This window comes from Mesorhizobium sp. UC74_2 (assembly GCF_042701485.1).
Lineage (GTDB): Bacteria > Pseudomonadota > Alphaproteobacteria > Rhizobiales > Rhizobiaceae > Mesorhizobium.
This window is the reverse complement of record NZ_CP170562.1, coordinates 4052135-4064708: the sequence shown is the minus strand read 5'-3', so window position 1 is coordinate 4064708 and position 12574 is coordinate 4052135. Positions and strand designations below refer to the sequence as shown.

The following is a 12574-nucleotide window of genomic DNA, read 5'->3' as shown; positions in this document are numbered from 1 at the left end:
CACAGATCCGGACCGCGTCAACGACATCCCCGGTCGTCGTGGCAAACAGCACGCCGTCCGGTTTGGCGGCAGGATGCCAGCTCTCGTCGTGGCCGTGATGTTCCCTGACGGCGAGCGCTACGGAGAACTTCGACGCAAATCGCGTTTCGAGTTCCCTGGCGGCAGCATCGAAATCGATCCGGCAGTGCTCCAGGTTCATCGCAGGTATCCTGCATCCTGCTTGACGATGATGATGGTTGGCCGATCGGCACGGAGTGCACGACGTATTTCGTTTCCGATTTCGTCGAGGGAATGCGGCACAGCCACGAGGCAGCCGAACGCCTCGCCAAGTGCTTTGAAGTCAGGATTGAGCGGCCGCACGCTTACTTCCGGAATGTTGCGGGCACGCATGAAATCGGCGATCTCGCCAAGGCCGTCATTGTCCCACAGAAGGATCGGGAGCGGCAGCTTCTGCTCGACTGCCGTCGCGAGTTCCTGAACCGTGAAAAGAAGGCCGCCGTCACCGACGATGGCTGCGCAGGCCCGGTCGGGCGAACCGACGGAGCCGCCGATCGCCGCCGGCAAGGCATAGCCAAGGGTTCCATAGCCAACCGGGAAATGCCAGGTGCCGGGAATGTCGACGGGAAAGTACACGCACCCGGTATAGGCAATCTGCGTCATGTCGGCATAGACGAGCGCATCCGCCGGAAGCGCCTCTCGAACCGCCTCCAGGACAGCAATATGCTGGCGTTCCAGCGGCGATACGTCTTGCTTCACCTGATTTTTCAGTGCCGCGAAGTCCACTTTCCAGGCGATCAGCCCGGCAGGCTGTCGGCCCAGTTCTTCGACCAATGCTGCGGCCGCCAGCCCGGCATCCGAGACGATCGCGGCATCCGGCACATAGTCCCTGACGGTTGCAGCAGGGTCGATGTCGATCCTGATGAATTTTCCTGCGATGGCCAACCGGGTTGGGTCGGCGATCATCGGCCCGTCGGCGGCGGCCTCGCTGTCGGCTGTCACATAAAGATCCGGTTCCGAGATTTCGGTTCCGATTGCAATCACCAGATCGGCTTCGATCTCGACGAGTCTGCGAATCCCGGCCCGCTGCAGGGTGGATCCCAGCGACAGCGGATGGGATTCCGGGACCACGCCCTTGCCGGCCACCGTTGTGATGATCGGGGCCTGCGTGGCTTCGACGAGGCGAGTCAGTTCGGCTCCGGCGTTTCGGCAGCCGCCGCCGGCCAGGATAACAGGACGTTTTGCCGCCCGGATCAGATCTGCCGCGGCTCTGATGTCGATCGGGTTGGGGCCGGGCCGGCGAGGAAGAAATTTCCGGGTGGGACGCGGGACAACTTCCTCGTCCAGAACATCCAGCGGTATCGAGATATGGACCGGACGTGGCCGCTCCGTTTGAAAGGAAGCCATGGCTCTGGCCAGATGTTCGCCGATCTGCTGGCCAGTCAGCGCCGTGGCACTGAAGCCGGTGATCGGCGCGGTCACCGCCTGCTGGCTTGTGATCTCGTGAAGCATGCCCCGCCCGAGGCCCATATCGGCCCGCGCGATCGCACTTGTCACTGCGAGAACAGGAATGGAATCGGAATAGGCCTGTCCGATCGGCGTCGCCGCGTTGGTGACGCCCGGGCCGCTGATGATCAGGCACACTCCCGGTTTCCCGGTTGCACGCGCATAACCGTCGGCCATGAATCCGGCGCCCTGTTCATGCCGTGCCCCGATATGGCGGATGGTGCTTTTCGCCAGAGGGTCGAAAAAGGACAGGGTGTGGACGCCCGGCATGCCGAACACCGTATCGACGCCGTACCCTTCGAGCTGAGCCACGAGCTCACTGCCACCCGTATTCTTCATGAATCTCCCATTCCGTTTTTCGGAAACAAATTCTGTTATGCTGAATATGCCGTTGACAAGGTCCGGGCAAGCCCCTAATCATTCCAAAAAACAGAAATAACTTCCGAAAAACGGAATTTGTTGGAACAGAACAAAAAAATGGGAGCCCGGAGCATGAGAAGATTTTTGACGTCCGTAGCAGCCGTGGCGATTGCCGCCGGCAGCTTTGCCACACCGGTCTTCGCCGCGGATGCGATCACCGTCGTTTCCTGGGGCGGTGCCTACACGGAAGCCCAGAAGAAGGCTTTCTACGAGCCCTTTACGAAGGCGACCGGCATTGCGGTCAACTCCGTCGATTACAACGGCGGCCTTGGCCAGATCAAAGCTCAGGTCGAAGCGAAGAACGTAACCTGGGATGTCGTCGTCGGCGAAAAGGCTCTTGCCGAAACGGGCTGTTTTGACAGCATCCTCGAAAAGCAGGACGCCTCGACGCTTCCCGCCGCCAAGGACGGCACGCCCGCCGCGAAGGACTTTATTGAAGGCACCATCAGCGATTGTGGTGTCGGGTCGGTGATCTGGTCGACGGCCCTGGCCTACAACACGTCGAAACTGGCGGATGGTCCGAAAACCATCGCCGACTTCTTCAATCTCGAGAAATTCCCCGGCAAACGCGGCCTTCGCAAGTCCGCGGACGTGAACCTCGAATGGGCCTTGCTGGCCGATGGCGTCCCGGCCGCCGACGTCTACAAGGTGCTGCAGACCAAGGAGGGTGTCGATCGCGCCTTCGCCAAGCTCGACACTATCAAATCCTCCGTGGTCTGGTGGGAAGCCGGTTCGCAGCCGCCGCAGTTGCTGGCGGACGGCGAGGTCGTGATGACTTCGGCCTACAGCAGCCGCATCTTCAATGCCATCAATGACGAGAAGCAGCCGTTTACGATCGTGTGGGACGGCCAGGTCTGGGACCGCGACGTCTGGATGATCCCGAAGGGGACGCCGAACCTCGATGCCGCGAAGAAGTTCGTCGACTTCGTCAGCGAGACCACGCAGCAGGCGGCCATCACGAATTCCAGCTCGTATGGACCGGTGCGTCACTCCGCTATTGCGTTGATCGGCAAGAACGACAAGACCGGTGTCGAGATGAAGGACTTCGTTCCGACCGCCCATCTCGAAAACGCGATCGAGTCCGACAGCGCGTTCTGGTCGACCTATCGCGACGAACTCTTTGCCCGGTTCAACTCATGGCTGGCTAAGTAGCGGTTCCGCTCACCTGTATCGAACTCTTCCTGCCGGCGGCTCCGTTTGCCGGCAGACCCTGGACTGTTGCGTGGAGACAGGACGTTGGCGTCAGTCAAATTTGCGAACGTTGGCAAGACCTACGACGGCAAGACGTCGGTGGTCGACAAGCTGGACCTCGAAGTGCGGGAAGGGGAGTTCCTGAGCATGCTCGGGCCCTCCGGCTCCGGCAAGACAACCTGCCTCATGATGCTGGCAGGTTTCGAAACCGCCACGACAGGCGAGATATTTCTGGACGATCGCCCGATCAACAGGGTGGCTCCCCAGCGACGCAACATCGGCATGGTGTTCCAGAACTACGCGCTCTTCCCGCATATGACTGTCGCCGAAAACCTGGCATTCCCGCTGCAGGTTCGAAATATCTCAAAAACCGAGATCACCGCGAAGGTGAAGCGGGCGCTGGACATGGTGGAATTGCCTCTTCTGGGCAGTCGCCGACCCGCGCAGCTCTCGGGCGGCCAGCAGCAACGCGTTGCGGTCGCACGGGCACTCGTTTTCGACCCCAGGCTCGTGCTGATGGACGAGCCGCTTGGCGCGCTCGACAAGCAGCTGCGCGAGCAGATGCAATATGAGATAAAGCGCATTCACGAACGGCTTGGCGTCACGATCGTCTATGTCACGCACGATCAGGCGGAAGCCCTGACCATGTCGGACACGATCGCGGTTTTCAACCACGGCAAGATCCAGCAACTGGCCAAGCCCGACGAAGTCTACGAGACGCCCAGCAACAGCTTCGTCGCCCAGTTCATCGGCGAGAACAATGTTCTCCCCGGAACCGTGGCGGAGCGTGACGAAAACCTGTGCAAGGTCAGGCTCGGAAATGGCGATGCCCTCAGTGCACTGGCCGTGACGAACGCGCCGGTCGGTGGATCGACTTTGCTCTCCCTTCGGCCCGAGCGCATCATCGTTGAGCCGTCCATGGACGATCGCCAGCATGCCGTGGTCACCGGGCAGGTGATCGATCAGATTTATGTCGGCGACCATTCCCGAATCCAGGTGCGCGTTTTTGGCAACCATGAGTTCGTGGTGAAGGTGCAGAACGCCTCGCTGCGGCGCACCTTCAGCAAGGGCGAGGCAATCACCCTGGGATGGCACGTCAACGACTGCCGCGCACTCGATTCCAGCCCTCCCCGGGGAGGCATGCAATGAGGGGCGGTGCCGCAACCACCTGGCTGCAATCTGCCGGCCCGGCGATCCCCCGCCCGATCTCCATGGAGAGGCTGCATCGCCGGTCCAGGCGGCAAGCCCAGCTGAGAGCGCTGGCCCTCGTCGCGCCGCTTTGTGTCTTTCTGCTGGTGATGTTCGCATGGCCGCTGGCAACGATGTTGAAAAGGGCGGTCAGCAATGACGAGTTCGGCGCGGTCCTGTACCGCACATCGGCCTCTCTTCTTCAATGGGACGGCAAGGGCACGCCACCCGAAAACGTCTACGCGGATCTGGTTGCCGATCTCAGGCAGGCGAATGACGAGCAGAAGCTCGGACAGGTTTCGTCATCGCTCAATTTCGACTGGCCTGGCGCTCGACCGCTGGTCATGAAAACGGTTCGGCTGCTGTCGTCCGCGCCAGAAGACGGCTGGAAGGAGAAACTGATCTCCGCGGCACCGGACTGGGGAAATCCCGATCTCTGGGCGCTGATCAAGCGCCTGGGCCAACCCTACACGTCCAGGCATTTCCTGGCGGCCCTGGATCTGCAACAGGCTGCCGACGGCTCCGTCCAGGGCGTGGATGTCGACAAGGCGATATACCGGACACTGTTCCTGCGCACACTCTGGGTCAGCGCCGCGGTGGCCGGCCTCTGCCTCGTCCTGGGCTATCCGGTGGCCGCTTTGCTGGCCAGGCTGCCGCTCAGGACATCCAACCTGCTGATGATGCTGGTCCTGCTTCCCTTCTGGACGTCCCTGCTCGTTCGCACGACATCCTGGATCGTGCTGCTCCAGGGGCACGGAGTGATCAACGACATTCTCGTCTCGATCGGTCTGGTGAGCGACGCGAACCGGCTGCCTCTCATCTTCAACGTCACCGGCACGCTGATCGCCATGACGCATGTGCTGCTGCCGTTCATGATCCTTCCACTCTACAGCGTGATGAAGTCGATACCGCCCTCCTATGTCCGTGCCGCGCTTTCGCTCGGCGCATCGCCGGTCACTGCGTTCCGGCGGGTCTACCTTCCGCAGACCATCCCCGGGGTGCTTGCAGGCTGCCTCCTCGTCTTCGTTCTCGCCGTTGGCTACTACATCACGCCGGCCCTGGTCGGCGGGCAGAGCGGCCAGCTCATTTCCAATGTCATCGCCTACCACATGCAGCAATCGCTCAACTGGGGGCTTGCCGCCGCCCTCGGGTCGATCCTGCTGGTAGGGGTTCTCCTCGTCTACTGGCTTTTCAACCGCCTGACCGGCGGCAACGGCCTGCGGATGGGTTAGGAGCTCGACCATGGCATTGCCCGCGCACACCACGATCGTCGGCCGGATTGCCCACTACAGCTATCTGACGTTTTGCGGACTGGTCCTGCTTTTTCTGATCGCGCCCGTTCTGGTGATCATTCCGCTGTCGTTCAACGCCGCGCCCTACTTCACCTTCTCGAGCGAGATGCTCCAGCTCAAGCCGTCCGCGTTCTCGTTGCGGTGGTACTGGGACATCGTTCAGAACGGAATGAATGACCCTGCCGCGCCATTTGGCTGGAGCTACCTGGTCGACAGCTGGAACAACGCGCAGTGGATTCACTCGCTGAAGAACAGCTTCGTCATAGCCGTCGCGGCAACCCTGCTCTCGATGCTGCTGGGCACCCTGGCAGCGTTGGGATTGACCAGCCCCCACATGCCGGCCCGGGGCCTTGTGATGAGTGCGCTCATCTCGCCGATGGTCGTTCCGCTCGTGATCACCTCGGCCGGCATGTACTTCGTCTTCTCGACGCTCGGTCTGACAGGCACTTTCGCGGGGCTGATCATTGCCCACACGGTGCTCGGAACCCCGTTTGTCCTGATCACAGTCGCCGCGACGCTGGAAGGCTTCGATCGCAATCTGATCAGGGCTGGGCTCAGCCTCGGAGCGTCGCAGGTCCGGGTGTTCCTCAAGATCGTCGTGCCGTTGATCCTCCCCGGCGTGGTCTCCGGTGGCGTCTTCGCATTTGCGACCTCCTTCGATGAGGTGGTGACGGTGATCTTCCTCGCCGATTACGACCAGCGCACCGTGCCGAGGCAGATGTGGGCGGGTATCCGCGAACAGATCAGCCCGACGATCCTGGCGATGGCGACAATCCTCGTCTTCCTGTCCATCGGCCTGCTGACGGCAGTCGAATTGCTCAGACGACGCTCGGACAAAATGCGCGGCGTGGCCGCCTGAACCGCAACAACTTCAAGAAAGCATAGGAAACCCCATGATTGACAGAAACGACTTCCAGCCGGTCGACGCCGCTGTGACCCCGCGCTTTTCGGATGTCGCAACCTTTCTGCGCACGCGTCGTCACGAGATCGAGCGCGGCATCGACATCGGTTTGTGCGGCGTGCCCTTCGACCTTGGCCTGAACTACCGATCCGGTCCGCGACAAGGCCCGGCCGGGGTGCGCGAGGCATCGCGCATCATCCGTAGGATCCACCCCGTCAGCGGTGTTCGGCCCTACGATCTCTGCATCGTTGCGGACATCGGAGATGCCCCGATCAATCCGCTTAACAAGGACCAGTCGATCGACCAGATCCAGGCGTTTTTCCAGGCGGTGAAGGATGCCGGCATTCGCCCGATCGCGATCGGTGGCGATCACACCATTCCGACGCCGATCCTGCGCGCGCTGGCTTCCGACCGGCCGGTAGGAATCCTGCATATCGACGCTCATGCCGACGTGATGGACACCATGTGCGGCACCAAGGTCAATCACGCCACCTTCATGCGCCGTGCCTATGAGGAAAACCTCATCGACCCCAGGCGGGTCGTTCAGCTTGGCCTGCGCGGGAGCCGCTTCGGCGACGACGACGTCCAGTTCGGTTACGACAAGGGCTACAACATCATCACCCTCGACGACTATGAGGAGATGGGGCGGGCTGCCGCCATCGAGAAGATCGGTGCCGTCATCGGCGATGGCCCGTTCTACATCTCCCTCGACATCGACAGCATCGATCCTGCCTACGCCCCGGGTACCGCAGTGCCGGAAATCGGCGGCCTGCTGCCGCGCGATCTCCAGGTGATCATCCGGTCGCTCCAGGGCAGGGACCTTGTCGGTGCCGACATCAGCGAAGTCGCGCCGGTCTACGATCCGACAGGCATCACCTGCGTCACCGCGGCCAACATGATGTTCGAGATCCTGTGCGTCATGGCGAAAGCCGTCGAGAGGGCTCGTTGAGCGGGCTGGTCCTGGCGGAGCAAAATCCTCGCGAAGATCAAGGTTCCCCACAAAGACAACGGCCGTCGGACCGAAGGGCGTGACGACAATGACACATGAAACCGTGTTCGCGGCGATAGACCAGTCACTGGATACCGCGCGGATGATCGCGGCCTGCCAGGAGGTTGTCCGCACCCCCAGCCTCTCGTTCGAAGAGAGTGAGGTTGCGGCAATCTATGCCAGACATCTGAAAGAGCTCGGTTTCGATTCCGTCGAAATCGACCGGGACGGCAATGTGATCGCCGTACTCCGCGGCGAGGGAAACGGTCCTTCTCTCATGGTCAACGGGCACATCGATCATGTCCCCACCGGAGAGATGAAAGACCCCTTCAGTGGGGAGCTGGTCGATGCAGCACGATGGGGCGAGGAAGGGCTCGCCATTTACGGCCGTGGCACCTGCGACATGAAATGCAATGTCATGGCAAGCGCCTACGCGATTGCAGCCATCAAAAGGGCGGGCGTGAAGCTGCGCGGCGATGTGGTGTTCGTGGCCGACGTGGGGGAGGAGGTGGACTTCCCCCCCTTGGTGTTCCATCGGTTATCGCGCGAGGCGTTCGGACCGAGTTCGGCCTGAACACGGAATCCAGCCGAGGCCAGGTCCATATCGGCCATCGCGGCAAGATCGACGTGGAAATCATGGTCCACGGCCGCACGTCGCATGCCTCCGAGCCTGACAACGGGATCAACGCCGTTTTCGAGGCAGCGCCCTTCCTCGACGCATTGCGGCAATACGCAAAGACCATGAAGAACGACGATGTTCTCGGACCCGCCACCGTTACTTTGATTTCCATGAAGTCCTCGCCCGACAACGGGACGGCGGTGGTGCCCGACCGCTGCATCATCCGGGTCGACAGGCGATATGTTCGTGGCGAGACGGCGCAGAGTTGCGAACACGAACTGCGCGACATTCTCGACCGCATCGCTTCCACAAACCCGAACTTCCGGTACGACCTGAATGTCATCGTGCACTACCCACTGATGTGGGTCGATCCGGACAGTCCGGTCGTCAAGGCTGCGCTTCGGGCGAGAGCGAGCATCACAGGCCAACCCGAAGCGGTCGCCTCCTGGCGATTTGGCGTCAACGGCACTTTCATGTGCGCCGCCGGCATCCCGACGGTCGGTCTCGGTCCCGGCAACGAGAAATGGGCGCATACCCCCGACGAGCACATCCTTGTCGCAGATCTCATCGAAGCGTGCGGCATCTGGAGCCGCATGACCGTCGACGTGTGCGGGATCGCCTCGGCGAACTGACACGTCCCCACGCATAGGCAGTTCCATGGAGGTAGACATGAGCAGACTTCTTCAAACCGGCCTCAATGCCGGCAAGGACCCGGTCATCAAGGTCGTCGATGGCGAAGGGGTATATTTCGTTCTGGCCGATGGCCGTCGCCTGATCGACGGCAGCAATACCGGCGGGCCGCTCGGCCACAAACATCCGGTCATGGTCGAGGCCATGATCAAGGCGGCATCGAACCCCGTCATCAATGAAGGATGGTTCTGGGCCGAGCGCGAAGCTGCGGCGGAGGATCTGATCAACATCGCCTTTGGCGATGAAAAGAGCTGGGTCGGCGCTGTCCGCTTCTTCCTTTCCGGCAGCGAGGCCAACGATCTCGCCCTGACCTTCTCCCAGGCTCTCACCGGCAGGACCGAACTCGCGACGCGCGAGCGCGCCTACCACGGAATGGCAGGCCTGGCCCGCCAGATGACCGTGCAGCCCCACTGGCATGGCGGCCTGGCGCTGCAGGGCGGCGGCAGCAAGCCGGTTCCGGCGCAGGTCCCCGTTCGCATCATCCCGGGGCCGGTCAACGCCGAGTATGGCGGCTTGAGCGACAACAGGCCTCTCGCCGACCGCATGGCTGGTGTCGACGAAACATTGTCCTCCGTCGCCGCCACGATCATCGACTACACGCAGGGCGGCACCTACTATGATGCGGACTATCAGGACCACCTCGCGAATGCCGCACGAAAAGCCGGCTCCCTTTGGATTGCCGATGAAGTCGTTACCGGCCTCGGCCGCAGTGGTCGCTGGTTCGCCTTCCAGGGTGGCGAAACCCGGCCCGATATCGTCACGCTGGGCAAATGCCTGGCTGGCGGTTCCGCACCCGCGGGCGCCGTGGTCATGTCGAAAGACATCGTCGACCAGATGAAGGACAAAAGCTGGCAGACCTACAGCACCTTCCGCGCTCACCCGAGTGCCGTTGCAGCGATCCGCGCGTATCTGTCGGTGATGAAGGACGGTGAAATCATCCGCCGTGTCAAAACCCTCGAAGGCAGGATGCGGCGGGGGCTGGTGGAGATCGCTCGCCGCCATCCGAGCGTGGCGCGTGTCGATGGTTTCGGCCTGCACTGGACGGTCGAACTCCATGGTCCGGATTGGCGCGACTGGTACGCCGATACAGCCATCTCCCCGATCGCATCGCGCGTGGCAGCACGCGCAATCGAAGCGGGAGCGATCATCGGTACAAGCGGCGAGCAGACATCGCTTTTCCTCGCTCCGTCGTTCATCATTTCCGACGCCGAACTCGATACGCTGCTGGCTGCCCTCGATCACGGGCTTGATCTGGCGGATGCCGAATTCGGACGCAGCGCAGCATGAAAGGAACAAACGACATGAACGATATGATCGACGACCCTGTCAGGGAGAACGTCCTTGCGGCCGCGCAGTCCTACCTGGACGCAATGTACTTCGGGAATGTCGAAGGCTTCCGTTCGGTCTTCCACCCTCAGGCCCAGCTGTATTCCACGACCGAGGGCAAGCTCGTGAATTTGAATGTCGAAACGTATCTCGACATGGTTGCCAACCGGCCGTCGCCTGAAAAGAAGGGCGACAGGCGCCAGGACGAGATTGTCTCGATCTCCATTGCCAGCCCGACGACTGCTCACGTACGGGTCAAGGATGTCTATCTGCCCAAGAGGTTCATCGATGATCTCACTTTCGTCCTGCTCGATGGCAAGTGGCAGATCGTATCGAAGGTCTGGCACTTCGAAATCTAGCCTTGGGTCGAAGGTGCGCGCCATATAAAAGGGCGCGCAGGGGGAGCTCTCGATGGAAACTGTGCAGCAGGTTCAACCATGCGCTGAGACCCCTCGGTTTTCAGCGCACACCACAGCGATCGCGAGCGAAGGAGCCGCAGGGTGGGCCATCGCCGATGCCGCGGCGGATGCACTGGAGCGCGGTGAAGATGTCGTGAGTCTTTGCCTTGGGGACACCTCGTTCGACACACCTGCCAGGATCTCGGAGGCGGCGATCCAGAACCTGCGGGCTGGGCGAACGCACTATGCGCCGGTCCCGGGTACGCCGGCCCTCAGGAAGAACATCGCAAGCGCCCAGAGCCGTTTCGACGGCCAGCATTGGGACGCTGACCAGGTAACCGTCTTTGCCGGTGCCCAGAATGCATTGTTCGCGGCGATCATGACCGTGGCAGGAGCCGGGGACGAGGTTCTGTACCTTGAACCCTGGTACGCAACCTATGAAGCGACAATCCGGGCAGGGGGCGCCATACCGCGACCTGTCAAAACAGCCCTGGAAGATGACGGTGCAAAAATAACGGAAGCGCTGCTGTCCGCTGCGGTGACCCGGAAAACGCGGGCGATTCTGTTGAATTCGCCGAACAATCCCGGCGGATACGTCCTCAGTCCCGCAGATGTGCAGGTGGTGGCCGGCTTTGCGGAGAAACATGACCTGTGGATCATCAGCGACGAGGTCTATCGCAGCACCGTCTTCGACGGGGAATTCCTCTCCGCTGCCTCCCTGCCGGGGTTCCGCAGGCGGACGATCATCGTCAACAGCCTCTCGAAATCCCACGCGATGACAGGGTGGCGCGTCGGCTGGACGATCGGACCGGTCGAGGCTTCGGTTCACCTGCAAAATTTCGCGCAGTGCATGCTGTTTGGCTCGCCGACATTTGTCCAGGACGCGGCGGCCGTGGCACTCGCCATCGACGGTGACGGGGAGATGCATTTCTTCGCGAGCGAACTATGTCGTCGACGGGACCTGATGTGCGCCCGACTGTCGGAAATTCCCCGGCTGGATTTCATCCGTCCGGCCGGCGGAATGTTCTGCTTCGTCAACGTCAGCGCGACCGGGTTCTCGGGCGTGCACTTCGCCGAGCGGCTCTTCAGGTCTGAAGGCCTCGCGGTCGTGCCCGGGGTCGCATTCGGACCGAACATGGATCGTTTCGTCCGAATTTCCTTTTCGGGGTCGGAAGATGTGATCGAGGAAGGTATGAAGCGCCTGGGCCGGTTCTGCGTGTCTCTCGGCTGAGATTTCGGCGCCGCGGCAGTCGGTGATGCTGCTAGCGAACGGATTTCAGGAATGCGCCGAGACGGGGGCTGCGCGGCTGGCGCAGCACTTCGGCCGGCGGGCCTTCTTCCTCGATGCGTCCGTCGTGAAAGAACACGACCTTGTCGCAGACCTCGCGTGCGAAGCTCATCTCGTGCGTCACGACGAGCATGGTGCGGCCTTCCTTCGCCAGCGAGCGGATGACGGCCAGGACTTCGCCCACCAGTTCGGGGTCGAGCGCCGAGGTCGGCTCGTCGAACAGCAGCAGCTCCGGTTCGACGGCAAGGGCTCGTGCAATGGCGACACGCTGCTGCTGGCCGCCCGACAGCGACGTCGGATAGGCATTGACCTTTTCCCGCAGGCCGACCCTGGCCAGCAGTTCCATGGCTTTCTCCACCGCTTGCTGGCGCGGCACGCCATGCACGTGGATGGGAACCTTGATGATGTTTTCCAGCACCGTCCAGTGTGACCATAGGTTGAACTGCTGGAACACCATGCTGGTGCTGCGGCGCAACCGCTCGACATCCGCCTGGGCCGGAGCCTTGCCGCCGCCGATCTCAAGGCTCTGGCCCTTGAAGTCAATCTCGCCGGAGCTCGGGGTCTCGAGGAAATTCAGGCAGCGCAGGAATGTGCTCTTTCCCGATCCGCTGGCGCCGATGATCGACACCACCTGATGCTCGTAGGCCTTGAACGAAACGCCCTTGAGCACCTCGACGACACCGAAGCTCTTGCGCAGGTCCCGCGACTCGATTGTCGGCACTGCGGGTGTGGATTTGCCGGCAGACAGTTCGATTGCATTCATCATTTCC

12 protein-coding genes are annotated in these 12574 nt (G+C 61.8%); 10 read left to right on the top strand and 2 right to left on the bottom strand.

Features of this window, described 5'->3' with window-relative positions:
* Positions 1–195: 195 nt before the first annotated feature.
* Positions 196–1842: a 5-guanidino-2-oxopentanoate decarboxylase gene (locus ACFJIU_RS19710; protein WP_379062719.1), complete on the bottom strand. Its 1647-nt coding sequence runs from the start codon at positions 1840–1842 to the stop codon at positions 196–198.
* Positions 1843–1995: 153 nt separating this feature from the next.
* Between ACFJIU_RS19710 and ACFJIU_RS19705 the strand changes: the two genes are divergently transcribed.
* The 10 genes from ACFJIU_RS19705 to ACFJIU_RS19660 all read left to right on the top strand — a co-directional run bounded on the left by ACFJIU_RS19705 (position 1996) and on the right by ACFJIU_RS19660 (position 11747).
* Positions 1996–3075: an ABC transporter substrate-binding protein gene (locus ACFJIU_RS19705; protein WP_379062717.1), complete on the top strand. Its 1080-nt coding sequence runs from the start codon at positions 1996–1998 to the stop codon at positions 3073–3075.
* 84 nt (positions 3076–3159) lie between these two features.
* The gene (locus ACFJIU_RS19700) at positions 3160–4263 is read left to right on the top strand and encodes an ABC transporter ATP-binding protein (protein ID WP_379062715.1); all 1104 of its coding nucleotides are present in this window, start codon (positions 3160–3162) and stop codon (positions 4261–4263) included.
* Positions 4260–5534 (top strand): ABC transporter permease, encoded by a 1275-nt coding sequence (locus tag ACFJIU_RS19695; RefSeq protein WP_379062713.1) that lies wholly within the window; start codon positions 4260–4262, stop codon positions 5532–5534. Before ACFJIU_RS19700 ends, ACFJIU_RS19695 begins: the two co-directional genes overlap by 4 nt.
* Before the next feature lie 10 nt (positions 5535–5544).
* Positions 5545–6453 (top strand): ABC transporter permease, encoded by a 909-nt coding sequence (locus ACFJIU_RS19690; protein WP_379062711.1) that lies wholly within the window; start codon positions 5545–5547, stop codon positions 6451–6453.
* Between the two features lie 34 nt (positions 6454–6487).
* Positions 6488–7444 (top strand): agmatinase, encoded by a 957-nt coding sequence (gene speB, locus ACFJIU_RS19685; protein ID WP_379062709.1) that lies wholly within the window; start codon positions 6488–6490, stop codon positions 7442–7444.
* Between the two features lie 88 nt (positions 7445–7532).
* Positions 7533–8057, top strand: a complete 525-nt coding sequence (locus ACFJIU_RS19680) for a M20 family metallopeptidase (protein WP_379062707.1) — start codon at positions 7533–7535, stop codon at positions 8055–8057.
* 62 nt (positions 8058–8119) lie between these two features.
* The gene (locus ACFJIU_RS19675) at positions 8120–8734 is read left to right on the top strand and encodes a M20 family metallopeptidase (RefSeq protein WP_379073172.1); all 615 of its coding nucleotides are present in this window, start codon (positions 8120–8122) and stop codon (positions 8732–8734) included.
* A gap of 37 nt (positions 8735–8771) precedes the next feature.
* Entirely contained in the window at positions 8772–10079 is a 1308-nt protein-coding gene (locus tag ACFJIU_RS19670) for an aminotransferase class III-fold pyridoxal phosphate-dependent enzyme (protein WP_379062705.1), read from the top strand.
* Between the two features lie 14 nt (positions 10080–10093).
* Positions 10094–10477: a nuclear transport factor 2 family protein gene (locus tag ACFJIU_RS19665; protein ID WP_379062703.1), complete on the top strand. Its 384-nt coding sequence runs from the start codon at positions 10094–10096 to the stop codon at positions 10475–10477.
* Between the two features lie 52 nt (positions 10478–10529).
* Positions 10530–11747 carry a pyridoxal phosphate-dependent aminotransferase gene (locus tag ACFJIU_RS19660; RefSeq protein WP_379062701.1) on the top strand — a complete coding sequence of 406 codons (1218 nt, stop codon included), beginning with the start codon at positions 10530–10532 and terminating at the stop codon, positions 11745–11747.
* A 31-nt stretch (positions 11748–11778) separates the two neighbouring features.
* On the opposite strand, the gene ACFJIU_RS19655 is transcribed toward ACFJIU_RS19660, so the two are convergent.
* Complete coding sequence (locus ACFJIU_RS19655) at positions 11779–12567, bottom strand: ABC transporter ATP-binding protein (protein WP_379073171.1); 789 nt, start codon at positions 12565–12567, stop codon at positions 11779–11781.
* Between the last annotated feature and the right edge of the window lie 7 nt (positions 12568–12574).